General features: G+C 37.9%; 23 protein-coding genes. 14 read left to right on the plus strand and 9 right to left on the minus strand.

From position 1 onward, the window contains the following. Nucleotides 1–492 precede the first annotated feature (492 nt). The 6 genes from I2E21_RS05130 (at nucleotide 493) to I2E21_RS05155 (ending at nucleotide 5026) form a co-directional block, all read left to right on the plus strand. Nucleotides 493–981 (plus strand): RNA polymerase sigma factor, encoded by a 489-nt coding sequence (locus I2E21_RS05130; RefSeq protein ID WP_195410617.1) that lies wholly within the window; start codon nucleotides 493–495, stop codon nucleotides 979–981. Continuing rightward, complete coding sequence (locus tag I2E21_RS05135) at nucleotides 968–1384, plus strand: hypothetical protein (protein ID WP_207735308.1); 417 nt, start codon at nucleotides 968–970, stop codon at nucleotides 1382–1384. Before I2E21_RS05130 ends, I2E21_RS05135 begins: the two co-directional genes overlap by 14 nt. Before the next feature lie 592 nt (nucleotides 1385–1976). Continuing rightward, nucleotides 1977–2534 (plus strand): DUF4854 domain-containing protein, encoded by a 558-nt coding sequence (locus I2E21_RS05140; protein ID WP_195410619.1) that lies wholly within the window; start codon nucleotides 1977–1979, stop codon nucleotides 2532–2534. Between the two features lie 102 nt (nucleotides 2535–2636). Continuing rightward, entirely contained in the window at nucleotides 2637–3134 is a 498-nt protein-coding gene (locus I2E21_RS05145) for a DUF4854 domain-containing protein (RefSeq protein WP_195410620.1), read from the plus strand. A 322-nt stretch (nucleotides 3135–3456) separates the two neighbouring features. Continuing rightward, nucleotides 3457–3951, plus strand: coding sequence for an RNA polymerase sigma factor (locus tag I2E21_RS05150; RefSeq protein ID WP_022234138.1), 495 nt, complete (start codon nucleotides 3457–3459; stop codon nucleotides 3949–3951). Continuing rightward, a complete protein-coding gene (locus tag I2E21_RS05155) occupies nucleotides 3944–5026 on the plus strand; it encodes a hypothetical protein (protein WP_195410621.1) in 1083 nt (360 codons plus the stop codon). The genes I2E21_RS05150 and I2E21_RS05155 overlap by 8 nt, the downstream gene beginning before the upstream one ends. 179 nt (nucleotides 5027–5205) lie before the next feature. Here I2E21_RS05155 and I2E21_RS05160 read toward each other — a convergent pair whose 3' ends face one another. From I2E21_RS05160 to I2E21_RS05170, 3 genes are all read right to left on the minus strand, one after another. Continuing rightward, a complete protein-coding gene (locus I2E21_RS05160) occupies nucleotides 5206–6009 on the minus strand; it encodes a hypothetical protein (protein ID WP_195410622.1) in 804 nt (267 codons plus the stop codon). A gap of 112 nt (nucleotides 6010–6121) precedes the next feature. After that, nucleotides 6122–7231 carry a hypothetical protein gene (locus tag I2E21_RS05165; protein ID WP_195410623.1) on the minus strand — a complete coding sequence of 370 codons (1110 nt, stop codon included), beginning with the start codon at nucleotides 7229–7231 and terminating at the stop codon, nucleotides 6122–6124. A gap of 253 nt (nucleotides 7232–7484) precedes the next feature. Continuing rightward, entirely contained in the window at nucleotides 7485–8861 is a 1377-nt protein-coding gene (locus I2E21_RS05170) for an MATE family efflux transporter (protein ID WP_195410624.1), read from the minus strand. Between the two features lie 128 nt (nucleotides 8862–8989). Here I2E21_RS05170 and I2E21_RS05175 point away from each other — a divergent pair, with 128 nt between their 5' ends. From I2E21_RS05175 to I2E21_RS05195, 6 genes are all read left to right on the plus strand, one after another. Further along, nucleotides 8990–9580: a TIGR00730 family Rossman fold protein gene (locus I2E21_RS05175; RefSeq protein WP_195410625.1), complete on the plus strand. Its 591-nt coding sequence runs from the start codon at nucleotides 8990–8992 to the stop codon at nucleotides 9578–9580. Continuing rightward, complete coding sequence (locus I2E21_RS05180) at nucleotides 9573–9746, plus strand: DUF6472 family protein (protein ID WP_022234144.1); 174 nt, start codon at nucleotides 9573–9575, stop codon at nucleotides 9744–9746. Before I2E21_RS05175 ends, I2E21_RS05180 begins: the two co-directional genes overlap by 8 nt. Nucleotides 9747–10147: 401 nt before the next feature. After that, nucleotides 10148–10276: a hypothetical protein gene (locus I2E21_RS12450; RefSeq protein WP_279287584.1), complete on the plus strand. Its 129-nt coding sequence runs from the start codon at nucleotides 10148–10150 to the stop codon at nucleotides 10274–10276. Between the two features lie 75 nt (nucleotides 10277–10351). Further along, nucleotides 10352–10549: a hypothetical protein gene (locus I2E21_RS05185; RefSeq protein WP_186935618.1), complete on the plus strand. Its 198-nt coding sequence runs from the start codon at nucleotides 10352–10354 to the stop codon at nucleotides 10547–10549. 124 nt (nucleotides 10550–10673) lie between these two features. Further along, nucleotides 10674–12803 (plus strand): hypothetical protein, encoded by a 2130-nt coding sequence (locus I2E21_RS05190; protein ID WP_195410626.1) that lies wholly within the window; start codon nucleotides 10674–10676, stop codon nucleotides 12801–12803. A gap of 11 nt (nucleotides 12804–12814) precedes the next feature. Further along, complete coding sequence (locus tag I2E21_RS05195; RefSeq protein WP_195410627.1) at nucleotides 12815–13249, plus strand: hypothetical protein; 435 nt, start codon at nucleotides 12815–12817, stop codon at nucleotides 13247–13249. A gap of 646 nt (nucleotides 13250–13895) precedes the next feature. Here I2E21_RS05195 and lexA read toward each other — a convergent pair. From lexA to zapA, 5 genes are all read right to left on the minus strand, one after another. Then, the gene (gene lexA / locus I2E21_RS05200) at nucleotides 13896–14483 is read right to left on the minus strand and encodes a transcriptional repressor LexA (RefSeq protein WP_195410628.1); all 588 of its coding nucleotides are present in this window, start codon (nucleotides 14481–14483) and stop codon (nucleotides 13896–13898) included. Between the two features lie 487 nt (nucleotides 14484–14970). Next, entirely contained in the window at nucleotides 14971–15477 is a 507-nt protein-coding gene (locus I2E21_RS05205; RefSeq protein WP_195410629.1) for a flavin reductase, read from the minus strand. Nucleotides 15478–15537: 60 nt separating this feature from the next. Next, nucleotides 15538–15978 (minus strand): dUTP diphosphatase, encoded by a 441-nt coding sequence (gene dut / locus I2E21_RS05210; RefSeq protein WP_022234248.1) that lies wholly within the window; start codon nucleotides 15976–15978, stop codon nucleotides 15538–15540. Nucleotides 15979–16178: 200 nt separating this feature from the next. Then, the gene (locus tag I2E21_RS05215; protein WP_195410630.1) at nucleotides 16179–18245 is read right to left on the minus strand and encodes a U32 family peptidase; all 2067 of its coding nucleotides are present in this window, start codon (nucleotides 18243–18245) and stop codon (nucleotides 16179–16181) included. Between the two features lie 26 nt (nucleotides 18246–18271). Further along, nucleotides 18272–18766 (minus strand): cell division protein ZapA, encoded by a 495-nt coding sequence (gene zapA, locus I2E21_RS05220; RefSeq protein WP_195410631.1) that lies wholly within the window; start codon nucleotides 18764–18766, stop codon nucleotides 18272–18274. 365 nt (nucleotides 18767–19131) lie between these two features. Here zapA and I2E21_RS05225 point away from each other — a divergent pair, with 365 nt between their 5' ends. After that, nucleotides 19132–21027, plus strand: a complete 1896-nt coding sequence (locus I2E21_RS05225; RefSeq protein WP_195410632.1) for a glycoside hydrolase family 13 protein — start codon at nucleotides 19132–19134, stop codon at nucleotides 21025–21027. A gap of 744 nt (nucleotides 21028–21771) precedes the next feature. On the opposite strand, the gene I2E21_RS05230 is transcribed toward I2E21_RS05225, so the two are convergent. After that, complete coding sequence (locus tag I2E21_RS05230) at nucleotides 21772–24552, minus strand: YfhO family protein (protein WP_195410633.1); 2781 nt, start codon at nucleotides 24550–24552, stop codon at nucleotides 21772–21774. 294 nt (nucleotides 24553–24846) lie between these two features. Here I2E21_RS05230 and I2E21_RS05235 point away from each other — a divergent pair, with 294 nt between their 5' ends. Beyond that, the gene (locus I2E21_RS05235; protein WP_195410634.1) at nucleotides 24847–25611 is read left to right on the plus strand and encodes a dockerin type I repeat-containing protein; all 765 of its coding nucleotides are present in this window, start codon (nucleotides 24847–24849) and stop codon (nucleotides 25609–25611) included. Nucleotides 25612–25779 lie beyond the last annotated feature (168 nt).

Here is a 25779-nt window from a genome sequence, read left to right on the forward strand (position 1 = left end):
AGAGTCTTTTGGTCAGCTTATTAAAGTATTTACAATATTGCTTCTCACTTTGCTTAATCTTTATTCAGTTTTCAGGGTACTCCCTTTAATATACACCTTTAAGGTGAGTTTTGAGATTACAGCACTACTTCGGTAGTGCTTTTTTGTTTGCCTTTTGTGCGTGAAAGTTTGTGTAAGGTCTATTTTTAATGCTGGATAACAATAATAAATTATGGTTTAGCATACTGCTTTGTCAAGCAATTATAAAAGTTTGGTCGACCTTTTCAAAGGTCGTGGGTGTGTGGGCAAACCCACAAATACTTTTTGCTAACGCAATCTAACAATAGCCAAACCCGCAAGCCTTTAAAAAGGCTTGACCTAAATTTTTTAATTATTTAGCTTAACTTGTGTGCTAAACAAAAATTTTTTATTTACTTTGTGATATTTTTGCCATTTAAATTGTTCATATATTGAAAGGTCTTTCGTAGTAAAAATTTCATAAGGAGGAAAGGTATGACTGACAACGAATTTAATCGGATATCTGAGCAATACATTGATATTGTGTATCGCAGTGCAATAAATATTTGCAAAAACAAAAGCGATGCGGAAGACGCTGTTCAGAATACCTTTTTAAAGCTGTTAAAATCTGATATAGATTTTGAAAACGAAGATCATATCCGAAGATGGCTTATCAGGGTTGCGGTAAATGAATGTAAAAATATTTGGAAATCTCCGTGGAACAAAAAAATATCTTCTTTTGAGGAGCTTGAAAAAGAGCCGGTATATATTGAAAATGAAAAATCCGAGCTCTTTGCCGAAGTAATGTCACTTCCACAAAAATACAGTATAGTCTTGCATTTATATTATTATGAGGACTACAGTGTACGGGAAATTTCCCGAATACTCGGCATTTCCGAAACCAATGTGCAAACCCGACTTATGAGAGCAAGAAAAAAGCTAAGGGTACAATTAAAGGAGGCGTGGAATGATGAACAAATTTAAAAATAATAAAGAATTTTACAAGAGCACATTTGATGATATTCACGCATCTGATGAGCTCTTAAGAAAGGTGCAGGCTATGAATAAAGAAAAAACTAATAAAAAGACACACGCTGTTCGTAAGGTGATTTATATTGTTGCAGCCGCCGTAATTTTGCTTGTGGCAAGTAACGCTGTAGTTTATGCAGCAACAGGCGAAAGCTTGTTTGAAACCATCCTTGTTGTTACGGTTGACGATCAAAGCAACGAAATTGTAAAAACCGATTTGGTTGGTGACGATAAAGTCAAATATAGCGAAAGTGTTGATGCAAACTTAGTGAGCAAAGACGGAAGAGTTTACCTTGAAATTGCCGATCTTAATTATAGCATTGATATTACTGATGACCTTGCCGACGGAAAGGCATAAGTTAAAGTAAAAGATGCGGATAATAAAGAGCATACCGTAAAGATTACCGGAAATACAGAAAGTTATACAATAGAATATGATTGATTTTTGAATGCATTAAGCCGAGCACAGATTTTGTGTTCGGCTTTTAATTTAGATCGTTTATAAAGGTTTTTTATCGTACTGTTTAAGTTAAGTAATTAACAAATTTAGGTCAAGCCTTTTTAAAAGGCTTGCGGGTTCATAATATCTTCCGATATTATATACTTTATCTGACGCAAACTGCCTCGCTGTTTGCCGGCTAGAACACAACAGCGTTAGTAAAAAGTATTTGTGGGCTTTGCCAATACCTACAACCTTTGAAAATGTTGACCAAACTTTTATAATTGTTTGGCAAACACAATAAAATTTGTTTGTACATTATAATAGTATCAAAATCTACATATCATTATTACCAATAAAAAATATACAATTTTGTATGATATAGTTATACTTTAAAAATATTGCTTAGCGGTTTGTAAAATGTGTGTTTTTATTGCAATTATTTGGTTTTATGTTATAATAATACAAAATATGTTGTTAATAAACGACAAAAAAGAGGAGAGTATATTAAATGAAAAAATTTTTTGCGGTGGTTATTTGTGCTGTTATGATAGTATCTGCTACAGCATGTACAGGCAGTAACAAAGGCGATAATGTTGAAAGCAGTGCAGCAATTGTTAATAGTATAGTATCAAACGATGAGAGTTCGCAGGCAGAGTCTAACAAAGATGATTCTAAAATGTTTGCGAATATTCAGAAATATCTTGAATATCCAAATACGAAAAAATCTATTGAAACTATGAAAAGCACCCTTTCAACAACTCTTTATGATTTTGATTGTTATGCTGACGGAGATGCACTCATATATGAATATAAGTTTACAAAGCAGATTTCCGATGATAAGCTTGAAAATGTGAAGAATATACTTGATGATACTTTTGAAGATATGGATTCTACTTTATCTGATCTTATGGAAGAACTTTTAGAGTATGTAGATATTGAAAATCCGATTATTTCTGTAAAGTATGTAAATAATGACGGTTCTGTAATCACAGAAAAATCATTTGATAAGTCAATTCTTGAGAAAACAACATCAGATGTTAATTCAAGCGATGAGAAATCGGTATAAGTGAAAAGTTGTCAGCTCACCACCTTTTATGGGTGGTGATTGTTGTTTTATATAACTTTTTATGATAAAATGAAAATATTATAAAACAACAGGGAGTTTTTTATGAAACGATTTTTTGCAATATTCATTTGCATTGCTACAGCATTGATATTTGTTGCCTGCACAAATAATTCTGAAACAAAAAGCAGTAAAACCGAAACTACGCAAATATCCGCACAGAACAGCGGTGATGAAAAAAGTTTTGCGAGCATAGAGGACTATATAAACGCAGAAGAAACCCAAAAGGCCATAGGCAGTATGAAAAAATCATATGAGTGTATGTATGATTTTGATTGCTATGCGGAGGATAACAAATTTGTTTACGAGTACAAATATCTTGAAACTGTAGGCGATGAGGCATTGCCGCAGATAAAGAAAGCGTTTGACGAAAAGTTTGAAGAAATGAAATCGACCGTAAAGCCGTTGATGGAGCAGCTTGTAGGCAATGTAATGGAAGAAAATCCGATTGTGGTATTAAGGTTTTGTAACAGCGACGGTTCTGTAATATCGGAAAAAGAATATGATAAAACCGTTCTTGATGAATCTGTATCCCAAAATTAAAAGCTGCAATATAACTAACAAATTTTATAATAATTTTTAATCATCACCTGTTAGGGGTGGTGATTATTTTTGTATGGAGTTTAAATGGTCTGTTTGAATTTTGGAATAAAGTTAATAATTAGGGTTTAGCAGAGTATTTCGTAAAAATTATAAAAGTTTGGTCAACCTTTGAAAAGGCTTGACCTGAATTTTTAAATTATTTGCCTTAAACACTGTGTTAAACCATAATTTTCCCAACTTTCAATAAATTCCCATTAAAATAAAAATATTCTTGCAACCTTTTTATAATTAAAAAAGTGTTATATACAAAGGTGGTGAAATAATGAATGATTTAAACAACGATGATTTTGTTACAGATGTCGTAAATGAATATTCCGATACGATTTACAGGGTGGCTTTGAACATAACAAAAAACAGTGCTGACGCATTTGATGTGTGTCAGGAAGTTTTTATAAGATTAATTAAAAACAAACATAAAATCAAAGACCGCAGTCATCTGAAAGCATGGCTTTTGCGTGTTGCCGTAAATTGTGCCAAAAGCTGCAAAACATCGGCATATGTTCGCCATTGCGTACCGCTTGCCGAGGCAAGAGAACAGGGTGTGTCGGATAATACTTTTGATAAAGCAATTTTTCAATTCGTTATGCAATTGCCGCCAAAGTACAGCGTTGCGATTTATTTGTTTTATTATGAAGATTTAAAAATCAGTGAGATTTCAAAAATACTGAATGTAACACAATCAACGGTTAAATCAAGACTTGCAAGGGGCAGAAAACAACTTAGAGAAATTATTGAAAGGGAGCAATCATATGACTGATAAAAAAGATTTTAATGCGGAAGTATATAAAAATAATGTGAAAAATATTAAACTTAGCGAAAAGCAGAAAGCTGAATTGATAAAAGTAATGCGTGATACCGAAAAACAATATAAACAAAACAATGTATCGCACAAAGTTTTCAATTTGAAAACAGGAACAGCGGCAGCAATAGCCGCAGTGTTTGTATTTGTTGCAATATATGCAGGATTTTTTAAACCGAATACAGAGCGAATTTCCTCAAATAAAAATATTTTTACAATAACGGCAAACGCCGCCGAAATTGAGGACAAGTCTGAAATAGGTGTATTTTCGTCGGTCAACGGAAGTCAATATTTATTGAAAGATTTTAATAATGATGACACGATTTATCGAAACGCACAGGGAAAAACCGATTATTTTAATGATTTTGAACTTACAAACCTTAAAATCAGCGGAAAAAATATTGAGAGCGTGACATTTAATTCAAAACAAAAAGGAATTTATTTTCTTATAAATTCATATATAAACGATAATGAAAATTCGGAAGATGCAGAAGACGGCAATAGTTATAATTATTATGACGGTATAGCCGAAATCGGAGATTTTTCAAATTACGGAAGTCTTGATAATTCACAATATACAAAAGCGGAATTTAAAGAACATTCGGACGGTTTATATGGGGAGTTTTGTGACGGATTTACATTTACGGTAAAAAACCCGAGTGAAAACGAACAGGAGATAAAACTTGATAAAGCGATAAATCTTATGGTTGAAACCGACAGAACAGACAGTGAAATTGACAATTGGGCAGACGAATATTACCGACTTGACAGTGAACTTTTAAGTATGAGAGCGAAAAATTGTATGAGTGATGACGGAGAAAATCAAGTTACAGATGAGGAAAATGCTCTTGAAACAAAGATGGAAAATATAAATAACAGCATACTTTCAAAAATTGTTGACGGGGCAGAGATTGATGTAAGCGTGCAGTTTACGGACGGAAGTGTTCAAAGCGAAAAAATCAGAATTTCTTACAATAACGGCAATTGCGGCGGGGAAGATAATTTCCCGAGTATTACTTTCAGATTGGTGTGAGTTTGGTTTAGCGAATAGTCAAACTAATAAATTTAAAAATTTAGGTCAAGCCTTTGAAAAGGTTGACCAAACTATTATAATTGTTTGGCAGGAATTTTGATGCTTTTCAAAAACTGTAATTTAATAAACATACAAAAAGACCGCTATCATCAAAATAGCGGTCTTTAAATATTCGATTATCAATATGACTGTATTGCAGAGAGCATTTTTTCAGGTGTTATTTGTGTATATTTCATTCCGTCAAACACAAGGTCATTGCCGTCAAAGGTATAATCATATGTGTCTGTCTGCTCGCCGTCCATATCATAAACGGCTGTCACCTTATTGAGTTTTGTATTGTATGTGAAATATGTAAATGTTGTGCCGTAGGAGTTGCAGTACATTCTGCCGTCCTCGCCAAAGTAATAGTAAAGTCCTGTTCCGCTGTCCCATGCGCCTACAAGTTTTTCGTCTATCTGCGGATTTTCCGGTGCGCTTGGAACAAAGGTCGGATTATCCACCTTTTCAAGCACTGAATCTTCACCGTTATTTGTAATTGTAATTTTTTTGCCGTCCTCGGCAACTGTATATGAATACTCGCCGTTAATGCCGAACATAAGCTGACATTTAAAGGTTTCTTCGCCTGTACTTTCGTCAGTGCCGACCGAATATTTTCCGCAATATCCCATATTTCCCACAATAATTGATGCTCCGCCTTTACCGTTAAACAAAAAAGTAAAACTTTCAAGTTTAGAGCCTGCGCCTTCCGCTATTCTCCAATATCCGGCAAATGGGTCTGCCGGATTTTCCAGCGGTGCATGCAGAGCATCAAGGCTGAAATTCACTTCTTCGGGTGCGGTTGTCTGTGCCTGTGTCGCTTGAGTTTCTGTCGGTGTACTGCTACTCGATTCGGCATTTGTGCCGTTTGAACAACCGGCCGCAGTTATGACAAGCATTGAACATACAAGTGTGGTTATAATCGACTTAGTAAAAATTTTTTTCATTGCAAAATTACTCCAAATTTAATTTTGAGGCGGTTTTTCCTCAACATATTAATTTTATTATTATCTGCTGTAAAAGTCAATATCGTTGCAATAATTTATGCACACCGTTGTGTCAGCGGTATCTGATTTGTGCGGTTTTCTCCGAAAAGCCTCCGAGTTTTGTATAAACTTTTGCTTCAACATCAACGGGCACTTCATAAATAATAATGCATACGGCTTTTTCGTTATCTTCGCTGTTTTCTTTACTGCGGCAGTAAGTTATGTGGGGGCTTGTATATCTTTCGGAGTAGTACATATTTGTACATACCACGGTATCGTCTTTGTTGTCTAACTCTACCGCACATAAGTATAACGAATATTTTTTAAAAAATTCGTCGTTATATCTGTTGTCAACATTAATTACATCACCCATAGGCATAACTTTGCTGTATATCTCATTTAAATAGTTTAAGCTGTCATATGTATCTTTGGTACTGCGTATTCCCATTAATGTACCGGAAACCGCATCTGTAAGGTTTATTATTTCGTCTATTGCGTTGTCCTTCAAGTCGTCGGAGTACACATATTTGTCAATAGCATCAGCATATACTGTGTTGATTGGTTCTTTATAATAAAAGTTACTTTCATCGTTTGTTTTGTCGCTATAACCCGAAGTTGATATATAAACATACCGTGGAGTAAATTCAAAACTTCTTAAACAAATGATATTGCACACCAAAAGCACTGTAATAGGCACAAGGCACATAGCAAGCCGTATAAATATATTGCAATTCAAATACTTTACCGCATATATAATGAAAGCGACGCTTAAAGCAATCAAAAACCACAGCAGTACGGGGACGCAAAAGCTGTATACAATAAATTCGCCGACTATCAGAACAGCCTCTGTAATGATTATTGCTTTCATATTATTTATTGTGAGCGAGTGGTAAATATATCTGTATGCCGAAAAAATGCCTGCGCCCAGAACAAGTATAAACAGTTCCATAAAAAAAGGCATAGCTTTTGCATACATTTCTTCTTGGAAAAATATTCTTGTTGCAAAGAGTATCGTATTTTCCGCAATTAACACGATAAACAGAAATAAAGCCGTGTTGTCCAAAACAGAGTGTTTTTTGTATTTTCTTTCTTTTTCTGCCTCTTTTTCTGCCTGTTGTTCCCGTAACTGCACGGCATCATCGTTTTCCGTGTTTTCTTCACCGTAAAATTTAAATTCGTTCATATTATTCCTATATTCCTTATTTTTGATATATTCAGAATTTTCTGCCTGTTTATTATAATAAGAAACAAAATTGTTTGTCAATACTTTTTGTTTGGTTATCAGGATTTGCCTAAGAGTGGGTTTAGTTAAATAATAAGGTTTTGTTCTGAAAGTTTGGTCAACCTTTAATAAAAATCCAAAAAATCATACAAAAAGTCCTGCAAAGCATTAAAGCCTTACAGGACTGATTATAATATACAATTTTAAATATAACTTATGCGGCGGAAGATACGATTCTTTTGCCTCTCCAAGTGCCTCTCTGCCAACGGATAAACACAATAATTCCTCTGAATATTTCATCGCACGCCATACCTATCCATACGCCTGCAAGTCCCATATTCATTACAATTCCGAGCACATACGCAAGCAGTACGCTTATGCCCCACATTGAGAAGATTGCAAGTATTGTCGGGAATTTTACATCGCCTGCGGCTTTCATGGAGTTAATGATTACAATGTTTGTTGTTCTGCCTATTTCAAGGAAAATCGAAATGAACATCATATTTGAAGCAAGCTCGACAACTGCCATATCGTCTGAAAATGCTTTGAAAGTATATCCCGATACAAGCCAGTTAATAACGGCAATGGAAATCGAAACTATCATACCGATTCTTAGCGTTTTCATAACTCTTTTATATGCAAAGTCGTAGTCGTTTGCGCCAACGCTGTGTCCTACAATTATCTGCGTTGCAATGGCAGCGGAATAAGCAAACATATATGTAAAAGTACACATCATATTTGCGTAAATTCGTGCGTTAATTGCGACCATTCCCATTGTGTTGATAAGTGCCTGCAGCACAAGCTGTGAAAAGTTATAGCTTATGTTTTCGCCTGCGGTCGGGATTCCGAGTTTTAACAATTCTTTAAGAATATTTATAGGGAACGGACGGAGGTATTTAATACCGAGTCTGCCTTGAATAACCTTATAGAAGTAAATAATTGCGGCTACAAGCGCAAAAATACGGCTTAAGCATGTAGAAATCGCAACACCTTCTGTGCCAAGGTCAAGAAAAGAAAGCGGGCCGTAAAGGAAACAGTAGTTACCCACGATATTTACAATATTCATACCGAGGGATACAAACATTCCGAATCCCGTTTTGCCGTGGCTCATAAATATTGCTGAAAAAGCATTGAAGACTGCCTGTGTAAATATTGTACCGCCGACTATTTTCATATACATATTGGCGTCAGGTATCATTTCGGCAGGTACCTGCATAATAATAAGTAGGGGTTCGCTGAACAAAAATACAATAAGACTTATTACCACGCTTAGCGCAAGGTTAAATGAAATTGCAACCGTGTAGATTTTATTCATTTTTTCAAATTGCTTTGCGCCGAGGTATTGGCTTACAATAACGCCCGTTGCACTCGATATAATGTTGAACGCAAGGTTTAAAAATCCGAGAATAGAGTTTGCATTGCCTATTGCACCGACTGCAATGTCATTGTAGTTTGACAGCATAATAGTGTCAATGTAGCCGAGCGAAAGTCCGAGCAGTGACTGAAAAAATATCGGCAGTGCAAGACTGAATACCGTTCGTTTTAAGGGATCAACTTGTTTTTTCTTTAATTTGGCAGACGACTCAGCCATAAAAAAACACTTCCTTTACAAGATGTATGTTGACTTTATATTTTAATATTGTATAATAAGGTCAGAAAATAAACCTTATATTGCTTATAATTGTTTTTAAGATTTTATATTATGAAAGGATAAATAAAATGAAAATTTGCGTATTCGGTGCTTCAAGCGAGCAGATAGAGAAAATTTATATAGATACCGCCGAAAGTCTGGGCAGAGCGATTGCAAACCGTGGCGACGCCGTAATTTACGGCGCAGGAAAATACGGTGTAATGGGTGCGACCGCAAGGGGCGTAACCTCTGAAAAAGGTGAACTTATAGGTGTAGCGCCTGAATTTTTCAAGAAAGACAATGTTCTTTACGACAAGTGCACAGAACTTGTTTTTACGGACACAATGCGTGAGCGTAAAGGTGTAATGGAAGACCGTGCGGACGCTTTTGTAATTTGCGCAGGCGGTATCGGCACTTTTGAAGAATTTTTTGAAGTGCTTACTCTCAAGCAGCTTAGTCAGCACAGAAAGCCGATTGTTATGTACAATGTAAACGGATATTACGATTCACTCATAAATATGATGAAAAAGTCCGTATCAGAGTGCTTTATGAGTGACGATTGTCTTAAACTCTTTACCGTAGCAAATACCGAACAAGAGGTTTTTGAGCAGATAGACAACTATAAAGAATATACCTATGATAAGTACGGCTTTTTAAGGGACGGTGACAACAATGGCTGATCGTTGTGACCAATGCACATATTTTGTGGAAGATGACGAGTACGGTGACTACTGTTCTTTGAGTCTTGATGAAGACGAAATGGAAAAGTTTTTGACAGGCAATACCGAACAATGTCATTATTTCAGGCTCTATGACGAGTACAAAATCGTGCAGAAACAAAATTAAATCTTCTTTATCACAAGATATAATGTGAATATAAAATTCACATTGATTAAAGATTTATAATATTTATTTAAAATCTCAGAAAAATTCAATTTTTGTCTTTTTTTATATCTTATCAAAAAAACTTCCTTTTTACAAGGAAGTTTTTTTGTTTTTATTGTCATTTATAAACGGATAGAATAATAAAAAGATATAATCCGTAAAAATATAAACTATTCAAAATACCGAACTTTTGCTGTTTTGTTAGTGCAACTATACAAAAGTTATTCTAATATTGATATTTCCGTTGAAATGGTGTGCCAAAAGTATTAAAATAATATAGTGGCTTATAGAAAAAATGTAGTAATGTTTACAAACAAACTGTTTTGTGAATGCGGAAAATTACAAGAGAGGGGGAGTGCGTGATGAGTTTTTTGGGTAAAGCTGTTGAGCGTATGATGGCCGAAAATATCTCCCGTCATAAGCGTAAACGCTTGATAATCTTTATAACTGTCATCACTTTGCTCTCTATGGTTACCACAACGGTTGCGTGATTCAGCGTAAATACTTTTGCCGGTGTAGATAACCTCAATTTAAGCATTTCCGTAAGCGCACAGCTGAAAGTAGGTATGGAAAACTACGGTACAGAAATCGACGGACTTGATTATGTTCTTGCCCGCAAAGTTTTCAGAAAGTTTGAGGCGCTTAATCTCTCTTATATAAGAGATGAAATTGACGGCTTGCTCGCTTATCTTGATGAGCTGTTCGGTGAAGAGAATATGAACGAATGTAAAGACTACTTAAAGATGCTCAAAAAGCTTGTATAATTTGCAAAATAAGGGCGAACTTTGTTTGCCCTTTAGCTGATTTATTGACATTGTTCATTTTTGCTGATAAACTATATATAATGGCTTTTGTTACGCTAAAATAAAATTATAAGGAGTGTCTAAAATGGTGGATTTTAGTAAGTATTACAGATCTTACAAGTATATGCAGGATATGCTGAAATCGGATTTTACTCACAATTATATAGAAGAGGCTCTCAAAGACGGGGACGAGGGCAAAGATTCTATATTCGGCAAAACTAATGAAAAAGTAATTGATATGGATTGGGTTATCGCAATCGAAGAAACCCTGCCGTATATTCAAAAAGCAATTGACGAACAGCGCAGATTTATCAAACAGGCAGAAAATGTTGTTCGCATTAAAAAGGCAAAGAAAATTCTTACGGTTGAGCGTGAGGAGGGTTTTGCTATTTACGAAAATCGTGTGCTTTTGACACTTATTCACAAGGCGCTTATGTTTGTTGATGACAAATATTCAAAAATGAAAGATGTATCTAACGATTCTTACAATAATATAACAATGAACCGTCACCTTGAGCTTAATCAGCAAAAGCTTGATTTCAGCGTTAATTATGTAAACGAAGACCACGAATCACTTGCAGAAGACCTTGATATAGAGGATATTGAGTCGCTTTCAGATTTTGACCGTATCCGCAGAATTCGTCAGGGACTTAACGAGTGTCTTGCAACTCCGCTTATGAAAGAGATTTCAAAAGAACCGCAGGTAAAACCGCCGCTCACACAGACTAACCTGCTCAAGGAAAACCCTAACTTTAAAAAGGCAGTAGAGTTGTGGAGCTTCCTTGATACATACAAAAAGCAGGGCTTTGAACTCGTAGGCGAAGAGTACAACGGTAAGATGACTGACGAGAACAAGGAAGATGTATATCTTGCTATGGAATTTCAGCATTTTATGATGTCGATTACCACTAACCCCGCACTTAGAAAAATGCTGCAGGAAAAGTACGAAGAAGAAAATGCCCTTGCCAAAGAAGAGTCTGACCGCCCCGAAAAGGTAAAAGAAATGGTACTTGAGGCACAGACAGAGGCAGTGCGCAAAGAAGAAATTGAAAAACTTACTGCGGAGATTACGGAACTTAAGCAGAAAATCGCAGAGCAAAAGCAAAAGATTGAGGAGCAGGCAAACATTATAAAGACACAGGAGGGCAAAATCGCTGCTCTTGAAAACGAAAGAGAAAGTCACGCAAAGCAGGTAGAGCAGATGAATGCCGACTTTGCCGAGAAAACAAGAATTGCGGAAGAAAATTTTGCAAACCGACTTAGTGCAAAGCAGAAAGAATTTGACGACGCACAGACCGCTCACAACGAATATGTTACAAAGCTCAACACAGATAATGCAAATAAGATTGCCGAGTTAAATACTAACCACAGCAACGAGGTTGCACAGCTTAAGAGCGATTATGAAAACAGAATTGATACTATTAATAAAGAAAACGCAACCGCAACAGCTAATTTGAAATCCGATTACGAGGGACAGCTTACTTCCATGAAAGCGGATTACACCTCGCAGATTAAGAATTACGAAAAGCAGATTGCCGATATTAAAGCGGAAAACGCTAAGAATGTAAAAGAACTTAACGATAACCACGCCAAAGAAATCAAGACCATTACCAAAGAATCCGAAAAGAGAATGGCTGATTTTGAAAAAGAAACTACCAAGAAGATGAACGATACTATAGCTGATGTTAAAAAGAAAGCTAAAGACGAAGTTCATCAGGCTGAAAAAACAGCAAAAGAAAAAATTGCAGAGGCAAAGGGCGAAAATAAGCTCTTTAAGAAGAAAAAAGAGGTATTCGAGGCGGCTTATGCGGCAGGTTCGGTAGGACTTATGGCAATGCTTGCCGAAAAATACGCATCTGAGGGCAGAACAGACTTTGCCGACCACCTTGTATCGGCAACAGCGGCAATCAGAGCAATTATGATTGCGCCCACACCAAAGGGTATTACACTCACAATGTACACCCACGGTTCCGCAAAACTCTTAAAACTTTATGCAGGCGTTACAAGATACGATGTAGCTATCGGCGACACTGTTTCTTCATTCGGCGGTGTTGAGGGACAGCCTGTATTTATCAGCTTTGCAGGTGTTGGAAGTGAGGTTGCCGACGAGATTGCAGGTAAAATCAAAGAAACGGCTGATTGTAAGGTAACTGTTTCTCAAAACAGAAGAATACAGTCAACGGGAATTATCGGCATATATTTCTGCGGAGAATAAGCAGGTATGCTATGAATAAGTCGGCACAGCCCGACGAGGATGTCGATTGGTCGCAGGCAACTCCCGGTGTTGATTACCTTTGCTTTGACCTTTATATGAGAATGCAGAATCCGAGAAAAATTTACATTACCGAAACTTCAGCTCTCACTCCGCTTGACAGTGTGCTCACCCGGGATAATGAAACCAATAAAAGCAGTAACCCGAGCACATACGGTAATTTTTCAAAGGATTGTATGATTGGCGCAACAAGATTTTCCGTAAACAGCGCCGACGGTACAGAAAATAAACTTAAGTGGATCCATAGTGACGGTTTCCTTTCGGATTTTTGTTGTGGTAACTTAATTCTACTACGAAATCGTTTCTATGGATATTCTTTTTTATTGTTTCATCTTCATTTAACAATATGCGTTTTTATGATTTTTAAAAAACTTACACACTTTTCTTGACAAAGCCTATGAGTTAAAAATTGTTTCAACTTACTATTGCAATTTGCGATGAAATACTTTATCAGAAACACAATAACATTTGACTTTACTTTATTTGCTTTATATCAGCTTTATTATTTAAAATGTAAAGTTACACCACCAATTCATTAAAACGCAAATTAAACGATTTTAAACGGCATTTAAAGGAGCTGTAAAAAACAGCCCAAATAAAAAATGACTACATTCTAACCGAAAGGTAGGAATGCAGTCATTTTTGTGATATAATTTACTATCAACGAAAAGCCATATCAACAAGGTACATAAAACTAAAAAGTTTTCTACATTAAAGGTGCTTGGTTTTGCACCTTTTCGAGTTATGCCCAAATTTTAAATGTTTTTTAACATTTTTCATATTTTCATATCATATTTTTATACAATTTCAAGAATGCAAGCAAAAAAATCACCGAGGCTCACTTTTTCGTGAATCTCGGTTTTTTGATATACTGTTTTTTACAGCACCTATCGTCAGATTGCATAAACGGAAAGTATTTGTGGGCTTGCCCACACCCACCACCTTTTATAATTGCTTGACAAAGGATTCCGCTAAACCTTAATGTATCGGAATTTTTGTTAGTAAACATTTTTTATTTTGCTGTTTGGGGGCAAATTAAAAATATCTGATTAATGAAATAACTTTACCCAGAATAGCGACTTCATCTGCGATAATCGGTTCAAAATCGTCATTTTCAGGCTGTAATCTGAAATGACCGTTTTCCTTATAAAATCGTTTAACCGTTGCCTCGTCGCCGATAAGGGCAACTACTATTTCGCCGTTGGACGCAACAGGTGTGCGGTTTACAATTACAATGTCACCGTCAAAAATACCTGCTTTTATCATACTTTCGCCTTTTACATGCAGTGCAAAAAGTTCTCTGCCACGGCTAAGACTTTCGGGAATAGGTATGTATGTTTCGATTTCTTCAACGGCAAGGATAGGATAACCTGCCGCAACACTGCCCACAAGAGGGACATTTACACTGCGCTCTTCACCTGCGATGCGTATGCAGCGGTTTAAACCGTGCTCACGCTCAATAAGTCCTTTTTCTTCGAGTGTGCTTAGGTGATGATGAACCGTTGAAGTTGATTTTAACCCCGTAGCCTCGCATATTTCACGCACAGACGGAGTTCTGCCTTCATCCGCACACTGTTTTAAAAAATTAAATATAGCCTGCTGGCTCTTGCTTAATGGTTTCATAGTAACCTCACAAATTGCAAAAGTGCCGATTTGTAACAAACTATTTACGGCCTATAATATTATAACATATTTTCTCTGAAAAATCAAACATTTGTTTTATGTTTTGAAAAATATTTTTTTCAATAGGTTTTCATATTGACTTCACATGATTTTCAAATAAATATAGTTTAATATAACTGTACTCAAAAGGCGGAACCGCAACCGCCGAGTATATTGTTCTACCCTCCTCAATACGGGCACTCGGCCCGTAATTGTACCCCTCATTTTTTTAAGAACAGGAAAGCACCGTGTAATCATCAGCACGGTGCTTTTCAATTTTTGGGTGAATTATGCGATTAGGTTTAGATTAAAAAATTTAAATTTAGGTCAAGCCTTTTTAAAGGCTCGGCAGAGCATTTTATTGACTGTAAATACAACATAAAACAACAGGCAGATGTACTATTACACCTGCCTGTTGCTTATAGATTAATTATTGCAAATAATTATATTATTTTGTCAAAACCTCAACGATTTCGCTGATATACATTTTATGGAAGTCGTTGTCGTACCACTTATCTACAGCGTCGTTATCAACAATGCTTTCGCCGTTCAAAAATTGTGCGTACATCTTTTTACATACAAGTACAAGTTTAGCCTCTGCAAAGTATGGAATACCGTCCTCTGTAAAAGCAGGTGTAAGACCTGTTTCGGCAACTTTGTCAATATCTCTGCCGCTCTTTGAACCGCAAAGCTTGAGTGCGTCACGGTATTTTTCGTCAAAAAAGCTCATTGTGTAGTAATCGTTATTCTCAATAAATTCAAATGTATATCTCTGCGGACGAATAAATGTAAACGCAACAGGCTTGCCCCACATAATGCCTGCGCCGCCCCAGCTGATTGTCATTGTGTTAAATTTATCGGAATTTCCGCTTGTTACAAGCGCCCAATCCTTGCCGATAAGGTCAAAAATGCTTTCGTTGATGTCTGACGGATTAATTTTCTTAAAATCTGACATAAATATCCTCCTTAAATTCTGCTCTTGCTTTAAAATAGATGAGAGCAGGTTTTTATTTTATTATTTTGTGCCTGTAGAGCCGAAACCGCCCTCGCCACGCTCTGTATCGGAAAGTTCGCTGACTTCTGTAACGGTTGGGACGATTACAGGTGCAATCACCATTTGTGCCACTCTTTCAAACGGCTCGACGGTGTAAGGTTTATCCGAAACATTGCAAAGACCGACGCAGATTTCGCCCCTGTAGTCGCTGTCAATCACGCCAACGCCGTTGGCAAGGCAGATTCCGTGCTTGATGCCGAGTCCGCTCCTGGCGTAAACAAATGCGGCAACCGACGGGTTGGGCAACTCGATTGCTATACCCGTGGGAATAACCGCAATCTTCTGCGGCTCAACGGTGATTTTTTCGGTAATGCAGGCATATAAATCCATACCGGCGGCACCGCTTGTTGCGATTTTGGGAATTTTTGCGTTATCTTTTACTTTTTTTATCTTTAATTCCATAACTGTCCTTTCAAATTAAGTTGCATTTGTAATCTTGTTTTGCAGGATTTTTTTAAATTCCTTGCAAAAGAAAAATTTACTGAATTTTAATAATGTTTTATTAGAATATTAAAAACCTGTAATTTTTGTAACAAGGCATTAATTTAATTCTTTTAAACAATTTAAACAGAGTTATTAACATTAACATTGTTTTAACAATGCTATTTAACACCCCTTAGATATAAACCTCTTGTTGATTTGACTTTTAACATCGGATTTTGCGTAAATTCGCATATACTTTCCACATTTTCAACATAGTTTTCAACAGTTAAACGAAGTGAATAAAAAGATGTTGAAAGTGTTGAAAACTCATTTTGGGGTATATAAAGGGGTACACAGTTCAGCACTTCGGTACAAATTCCGTCACATTTCAGCGGGAATTTCTCACCCTTTCTGTCCGTCATTTTTGAGTTGTTTTTGCAAGTTTTGCAAGAAATGTTTTCGCTCTTTGCAGGGCAGTTTACCGTAAGCATAAGAGGAAGATATCCGTAGGTGATAATGCCCCTCTTGATTGTGCCGCCCAGGCGGTTTATTCGCTCGAAAGTAAGTTCAAAACTGAGTTCAACATCCTCAAGTCCGTATTCCTCCGCCCAGAGCAGGTCATATGTGTTTACAAGGTTAAGTCCGAAACTTCCGTGCACACGCATATTTTCGCTTTTTGCCATATACACGGCGGCAAGATTTCCGCAGAGTGCGTCATTTACACCAAGCTGTTTTACCTCGCTTAGCCTTTTTGCTATTCTTTCTTCGTTTTTAAAAAGTCCTCTCGGAATTTCCACACCTATATTGCAGCCGTCAGCCATAAGCGATTTCAGTTTTTCGTTATCGGTATAAATAGGAACATAAATAAGTTCGCAGGCTTTGAAAGCGGGTGAAAACTTTGCGGTAGTCATTCTTGCTCTTATTCCGTTGCCTTTTGGCACACAGGAAGTGTCGGGTGCTGTAATTTCAATATCATTTATTTTGTAGTTATGCCGCTTTGCCCTTAAATCGTCAAGTTGAGCAAGTGCCTCTCTGCGCATCGCATTCAAAACAGAAAGCGGTAACGAGAGGCTGTCCTCTGTATTTATACTCAAGCTTTCAAAAAAATATGCCGTTGAGCCCGTCTTTTTAAGCTGGGTTTCGCATTTTGTCTTGTCAAGCGCAACCTTTTCTGCTTTTTGACAGACAAAGTCGGAAGTAACTTTTATATTATGCGTTCCGTCCGTGATTTCAAGGGTCGGATTTTCGCCGATTTTCGCCGTGAATGTACCGTTTATTGCAATATCGGAAAGCTCGTCCTTGTAGCTTTGACGGATTTTTGAAAAAAGTTTTTCGTCTGCCGATACAACATCGTTTTTTCTGCGGTATCCGAACATTTCATAGCCTGTTTTGCCTGTATAATAACCGTCGGTAAATCCTGTCCGTGAAAAAACATTTTTCAAAATTTCTGCCGTATCATCGCTTATAAATCCGTTGTCACGCTGTTCTTTGCAGGCACGCACGGCGGCAGACACATACTCGGGGCGTTTCATTCTTCCCTCAATTTTAGCAGAGGCTACACCCATTTCCTGCAGCTGCGTAATATATGGTATAATGCTGTTGTCTTTAAGGCTTAGTGCGTGACCGTCCTTAACCTTTCCTACCGAAAACGGCAGACGGCACGGCTGGGCGCAAGCACCTCGGTTTCCGCTCCTTGAGCCGAGCATTGCGCTGAAGTAGCATTGTCCCGAAACGCACATACAAAGCGCACCGTGCACAAATACTTCGAGTTCAACGGGGATTTCGGCGGCTTTTTCAAGTTCTTTTTTGCTCATTTCCCTTGAAACCACAACCCGTTCAAAGCCCATTTCATAAAGAGCCTTTACACCGAGGTACGAGTGAACGCTCATTTGTGTGGATGCGTGCAGGTGCATTGACGGCACAAGCTGACGGGCAAGGCGTGCGACACCCATATTCTGTACAATAAGTGCGTCAACATCTGCTCTTGCGGCAATCAGCACAGCCTCTTTAAGCCTTTGCATTTCATCGTCAAAAACAATTGTGTTTAAGGTGACATACACCTTTACCGAATGAATATGGCAGTAACGAACCGCCTCGTTAAGCTCGTTTTCATCAAAATTATGCGCAGAAGAACGGGCGGAAAATTCCTTTTCGCCCAGATAAACAGCGTCTGCTCCGCTTCGTACGGCAGCAATAACACTGTCCATGCTGCCTGCAGGCGCAAGAATTTCAATTTTATTTTCCATAACCATTATTGTAATCAATCAAATAATTAATCAAAAAGCGAGATCTGCTGTTGGCGCATTTTGCGGATGATTTCATCGCTTTCCTCATCATTTTCGCCCTCGTTTTCCTCTGCCTGCGCAGAATTAACCGCCTTTTGCAGAGCGTTTCTCAATTGTTCGTTTTCCTTTTCAAGTCTTTTATATTTGCGGGTAAGTGCAGTGTTTTCGTTAATAACCTCTGCAAGTCGGGTTTTGTACTCCGAACACTGCTTATTAAGGTCATTTGTTTGACGAATAATCTTATCTGCCTTTGAAATGCACTCTTTTTTATTGCGCAAAGCCTTGTTGCGGTCATCGCAAAAATTAAGTGCCGCCAATATAGCGCAATCTCTTGTGTCAAGGTGATTTGTTGATGTTACAATTTTCTTGATTTGTGCTATAACATCATCGGCAACGCCTTGCACATATTTTTCGTCATCTGCAGTAATCAGCGCATAGCTCCTGCCCTCAATCTGCACGCTGACTTTTCTTTTAGTATTCATTACAGCACCTCTCCATATTCAGACTCTGCCTGCAAAATAACAGAGTTTTTTACAATAAATTATAATCCACACTAAATTATAATATAAAAAGATGCGTTATTAAAGAATTATGTTAAAGTTGTAATCTAATTTTGATATAATTATCCTTATATGTCGGTTTTTTGTTGTTTTTTGTCAATTATATTGTAAACTGCTAACTCTTGTGTTAATATATAGTATGTGCGACAAAACGGTAGAGTTTTGTCGATTTCGCATTGTTTTACTAATGATAATATTGCTTTTTTTGATAGTAATTAATAACAGTTTATTAATATTACATATCAAAAAGCCTTTTGCGGAATATTATTTTACAGGGAAGTGATTATATGCCAGTTCCTTTTGATTCACAAAAAATTTACTATCGTACACCTTTCGGTGCGGTAGAAGAGGGAACGACCATACATTTAAGAATACTTTTGCCAAGAGATCTCCACACTCAGAGAGCGGATTTGGCAGTAAAGTATGACTACGATTACAACTGGGAATACTTCGGCTTTTTCTGGTGCGGCACATTTGATGACGCTACTGAAATCTGGGAGGCTGACTTTACTCCTAACAAAATCGGTCTGTACTGGTATGGCTTTAAACTTCAAACAAAATACGGTCTCAGATATATTGTACCGTCTGATCCGTATAATATCAGCACCATAGAAACTTCACCGGGCAGAAGTTGGCAGCTTACCTGCTACAAAAAGGGTTTTACAACTCCAAAGTGGCCTGTTGGCGGTGTAATGTATCAGATTTTGCCTGACAGATTTAATTTCAGCGGTGAAGAAAAGAACCTTACCCGTACAGATTTTCAGCGTAATACCGATTGGTATGCACTCCCACAGTGGTGGCCTAACGAGAACGGCGAAATTACAAACAGCGATTTCTTTATGGGCGATTTAAAGGGTATTACTCAAAAACTCGACTACCTTGAGGAGTTGGGTGTAAGTTGTATTTATCTTAATCCTATCAGTGAGGCATACTCAAACCACCGTTACGATACAGGCGACTATTCAAAGGTTGACCCTATCCTCGGTACAAACGAGGATTTCATAAATCTTTGTGCAGAGGCTAAAAAGAGAGGAATCCATGTAATTAACGATGGTGTTTACTCTCATACAGGTTCTGACAGTAAGTATTTTAACAGAAACGGCAGATACGGCGAGAATACAGGCGCTTACAGAGATCAAAATTCTCCGTATTACAGCTGGTATAAGTTTAACAATTGGCCGAATGATTACCACTCATGGTGGGGATTTTACACCTTGCCGGAGGTAAACGAAACCGACCCGAAGTTCAATGAATATATCAACGGCAAAGACGGTATCGTAAGAACCTATATGCGTTACGGAAATTCGGGCTGGCGTCTTGATGTTGCCGATGAACTTCCCGACGAGTTTATGGAAAATCTGCGTAAAGCGGTAAAGGAAGAAGATCCCGAGGGCTTTATTGTAGGCGAAGTGTGGGAAGACGCAAGTAACAAAGAGAGCTATGGCGCAAGAAGAAAGTTCTTGCTCGGCGAAGAGCTTGACTCGGTTATGAACTATGTTTTCAGAAATGCAATCCTTGATTTCTGCCGTGGTGCAGACGCAAAATATGTTATGAACCAGATTATGAGTGTTATAGAGAACTATCCTCGTCCGGTTCTCCGTGTTCTTATGAACTCACTTTCAACTCACGATACAGAGCGTGCGCTTACAGTTATTGCAGGCGAGCCGCTCAACGGCAGAGATCGTCAGTGGCAGGCAAATCAAAAGTTAAGCTACGACCAGCGTAAGCGTGGTACAGCACTTTTAAAGCTTGCCGTAGGTATGCAGTATACTTTACCGGGTTTCCCGTGCGTATATTACGGTGATGAGGCAGGTCTTGAGGGCTATCGTGACCCGTTCAACCGTTGCTGTTATCCGTGGGGCAGAGAGGATAAGGAACTTATCGAGTGGCATAAGGCTCTCGGTAATTTAAGAAAGTCCTGCTCACCGCTTTGGGACGGTGATTTTGTAAAGGTTACGGCTGACAAAAATTTTCTGAGCTATATCCGTCTTGACAGCAAGTCATCGCTTTATTGTGCGTTTAATGCAAGCAATGAAGAAAGAATTCTGGACCCACCGCCGGGATATGCAGACGGTACACCTATTTTAGATACAAAGCTCGAAAACGAAAAATTAACAATTCCGCCGCTCAGTTGCGCATTTATTATTAATGAAACAGACAGAAGATTGAGCCTTGCTTATTAATTAAAACTACAAATTTTATTTATACCAAATCTTAAAGAACGGTTTGCAGACTGCAGACCGTTCTTTTGTTCTTTAAATTATGTATTTGGAAAATACTTTACCGTGCAATCATAAAAGTTTAGTCAACCTTTAAAAAGACTTGAACTGAATTTTTAAATTATTAAATCTATAATGTTATATTTATAAGCCAAAATGGTTTTGTTCTAAATGTTGGGGTAACAATAATAAATTATGGTTTAGCAAATTGATTTGCCAATCAATTATAAAAGTTTGGTCGACCTTTTCAAAGGTCGTGGGTGTGGGCAAAGCCCACAAATACTTTCCGTTTATGCAAGCTAACGATAGGCGAACAGCTCGCTGTTTGGCGGCTTGAACGCAACGGCGAAAGCCCATAAATGCGATAGCAATAAGAAAAGAAATTCGTTATTTCATTAATAAAATATAGGCTTTTTTAATGGCTGTCGCCTGTTTTAGCAAACTTAGTTTTAGCACGCAAACAGCGTCGCTGTTTGCGACCGAAGAATTGTTATATCGGAAGATTTTATGGGCGCTGCCCAAACCCGCAATTTTTGAAAAAATTGAGTAAACTTTTTTTGTTTTTGGGAGGATAATTTAGCGTTAGCTAAATTTCAATGCCCGACCGACACTCCGCCAAACCACAATTTACCCCAACTTTTGATAGAGAACCGCCAAAATACACGCAAAAAGGCAGTTTCAAATTTACGAAACTGCCTTTTTATCAAATCAAGTATTAATGTTTTGGGTTTTTGCTTTTTTAGTTTTTGCAGGCGGTGGGGTAGGGGTGATTTCTTCCGCTGTGGTTCCGCCCTTTTTCTTTTTAATAATGTAAACATAAACGCAAATTGCCACAAATCCTGCAAGGCATACCGCCGTTGCAACAGCGCCCGGCTTAAATCCCTTTGGATAATACACAAGCTCTATGCTGTGCTCGCCTTTGTTGAGGTTGAATGCTATAAGCGCATTGCCGACAGGTGTAATTTCAGCTTCTCTGCCGTCAACATATGCGGTCCAGCCGCCCTCTTCATAAGGAACAGAGGTGTAGAAAAGTCCGTCCTCGCTTGCGTTTATTGTGCCCTTCATAGATGAGCCTGTAAGCTCGGTTGTTGTCATAACATCTTTGCTTATCTGCGCGTATCCCTGTTCATAAACATTTTGGTCGAGCATATTTACATACACATGCGCACTGCCTGCCTGTCCCTGCGGAAGTTCGGCATAAACAGAGATTTTATCACCCTCGTTTACATATCCGCCGCAAGCAATGTACGGTCTGCCCATTCCGAGAGTTTGCGTATTTGTCGAATCGTCGTTTATCATAAATGAAACATCGTCTTTACCGTCAATGTCGGCATAAACATACACATATCCCGAGTACGGCGCTGTGTAGTTCCACTTAAGGTGCGGTGTTGTGGTTGTATCGGTACAGTTGTAGCTGTAGTTGCCGTAAGAAAGTTTATTTACGGGGAACTGTGAGTAGTCTGTGTGTCCCTGCGAAACAACCTCAAGCTGTGTATATACATTTTCGTTTACGCCTGTTGCAAGTTTAAAGAACTCGTTTTGCTGGTCAAACGGGTTAAACTGGTCCTCGTTTTTGTTTACCTGCCACTTGAGCAAGTCGGAATTAACCATAAAGCCCATAGGAATGTAATGTTCGTTTTTGAGCAAGGTTATGCCGCCCGACTGGTAGGTATTTGTAAGGTCATAACTGTTTTTGTAAGTACCCTCTCTTGAAATCAGATACTTAAGGTTCATAAATGTGTTTGTTACAGGCGAGCTTTCGGCATATGTGTAACGGTTGCCGCTCTGCCAGCCCATCATACCGAAGTTCTCAAAGAATACGGTCATATCTTCGTTAGCCATTGAGTTGAACATTGAAAGTCCGTTATAGCCGTTGAGTGAACCGTCATTGAGGGTTTGTGTGCTTGTCATTTCGGCACGCCACATTTCCTTGGTATCTTTTTCGAGGTTATCCATATATTCAATTACAGAGGCTGTGTTTTCCTCACCTCGAGGGTAATCGAATGTGCCCGTTACGGTTGTGGTTTTAACACCGATGTATGCGGTAGCGCCGCTTTCGCCCACGACTATGACCGCAAGTATAATCAAAAGCACCTGCTTTGGAATAATTCTTTTTGTATAGAGGAAAAGCACAATGCATACGAGTGCCGCAATAACGGCTGTACCCACGATAGCGTATGTTTCCTGTGTATCAATGGCAATCAGAATGATAACTGCCGAGAAGAGCACCGCCAAAATTACATCCCAACAGGTGGTAAAGTCAATCAGCATAAATGCTCTGTAAGCCATAACCACAATTACAAAGCTGATAAGATAGCTGAAACGGTAAGGAATCATATTTGTAAAGTGGAAGCCGTGCCAAATGTAGTCGAGCTGACGGATAACGCAGCTTAACATCATAAAGAGAACAAGACAGCCGTCAACGATTTTTTCCTTAAGTGTGATTTTCTTAGATGTAAGGAATACGATGCCGAGTACCAAAGAAACTGTACCGCAGGCAATGTTAGGCAGGGCGTCAGCCTCTTTTGTTGCCGGAGTTATGAATGTAAGAAGATTTGAGAAAATCTTTTTCATAGCCTCAAGCGTACCCAAAAGGTCGTTTGTAGAGCCTATGTTAATTGCGTATGTAGACGGGAATGTGCTCGAGGTTGCGTGGGTGTTTTGCAGGGCAAAGAACGCAGGCAACAGGAAGAATGCCGTCATACCGATTGCAAGTAATGAGAAAAGTGCGGTTTTTGCAAGTTTTGTAAAAAAGCTTTTAAAGCCGTCCCACTTAACAATGCTGTATGCAATGAAAATAAGAAGAACGAAAATACAGGTAAACAAACCTATGTAGTAGTTTGAAAGCAAAGAAACCGCAAGAGTAATTGTAAGCAGTCTGAATTTGCCCTCTGTAAGGAGTTTAACGATTCCGAGTGCCACAAGCGGAGTAATGCAGACCGTGTCAAGCCATATTGTGTTCCAATAGTAGCCCATAAAGAATGCGCAGAACGAAAAAGTTGTACCGAACACAACGAGAGAAAAATCGTTCTTTTTGAAAACCGAGCGCAGGAAAATCGCAGTAAAGCAGCCTGCAAAGGCAACCTTTGCACAAACGCTGAACATAAGAAATTCCCTAAGCCACTGTGACGGAATAAATACGCACAAGAAGTTCATAGGGCCTGCAAGGTAGTATGACATAAGCGAAAAGTAATTTACGCCGCCGCCCTGCGTCCAAGACCAGAACAGTGATTCGCCGTGCTTAAGCTTATCCTGAAAATCTACCAAAAACGGATAATACTGGTGCCAAAGGTCAGTAACAAGAATTTGCTTGTCGCCAAACGGAGAAACCTCCATTATCGCAAAGCCTATGGTCATAAGAACAAACGGCAGGAAAAAGGCAATTATAATGTAAATGTTTTTCTTTAAAAATGCCTTAAATCCCTTTTGCTCAACCGCAGGCTTTTCGGGCAGCTTTTTTGCTTTTGTTTGTAAAGCTGTCATAAGCATAAGAATTAAACCTCCATAAAATTGTGTTTGCCCTTTTAAAGACAGGGCGTTACCGATTAGTTATGCTTTTGCATATACTATAACTTATATATTGTAACACTTTATTTAGTCAAGGTAAATAATATTTTAAAAAAAGAAAATGAATTTTGAAAAATTGTCAGTAGTACCAATGCACTTGTCAAAAATCTACAAAAACAAGGGATAAAATTTTATGTTGATTTTTTTCACTGTTATATACATATTCGTTGTTTTATGGTATGATTTTATTAAATTAATGAAAAAGGAGGCAGGACTATGAAAAAATCAAAAATATTAGTATCAACTGCACTTGCGCTGTGTATGGGAGCAACGGCAGTAACACCTGCATTTGCGGCGGATAATGAAAGCTTTACTTTTACAAAAATCGGCGATTACAACGCAGACGGTGTAGCAAGTGTATCAGACATTACTGCATTACAGTTACAGCTTGGCGGAAATGGTACAATTTCGGGCACTGCTCTTGAGCATATCGACTTTGACGGTGACGGCGCTTTTAATGTAAATGACATTACAGAATTGCAGAAAATGGTTGCCGGTACGGAATATACTTGCTATCAAAAAACAGACAGCTCATATAAAAACATTCCTATGCGCTATTATGTCTATGACTATAACGGTAACTCTAAAGGCGATATTATTGAATATGAAACAATCTACACACCGGAGAATTACATTATGACTGTTGATGAAATGAGGAGAAATTCAGTTAAAGGAATTTCTCTCATAACATCAAAGGAACAGTTTGTCGATTTGTTTAAAGCGGAGTCGCCGGAATTTGACGACGAGTTTTTCAAGGATAACGCTCTTTTTGTAATGCTCACAGCCAGGGATTGGTATGATTATACAGGAATAAACTCCTTTGCGCTTGACGGAAACAAGCTGATAGTATATGATTATGAGGTCGAAACTTTTTGGGAGTATGGCGAAAAGTGTTGTCGCAATAATATTTACAGACTGAATAAGGCTGACATCGAAAATATTACAGAAATTAACTTTTATACACAATATTTAGCACAGTAAATCTAACACCCTCTCCAAGCGGAGAGGGTGTTTTGCGTTTGATACAATATTGCAGGAGTTAAATTGTCAGTAGTACCAATGTACTTGTCAAAAATCTACAAAAACAAGGGATAAAATTTTATGTTGATTTTTTTCACTGTTATATACATATTCGTTGTTTTATGGTAT

The sequence above is a fragment of the Ruminococcus sp. BSD2780120874_150323_B10 genome (assembly GCF_015553695.1).
Taxonomy (GTDB): domain Bacteria; phylum Bacillota; class Clostridia; order Oscillospirales; family Acutalibacteraceae; genus Ruminococcoides; species Ruminococcoides intestinale_A.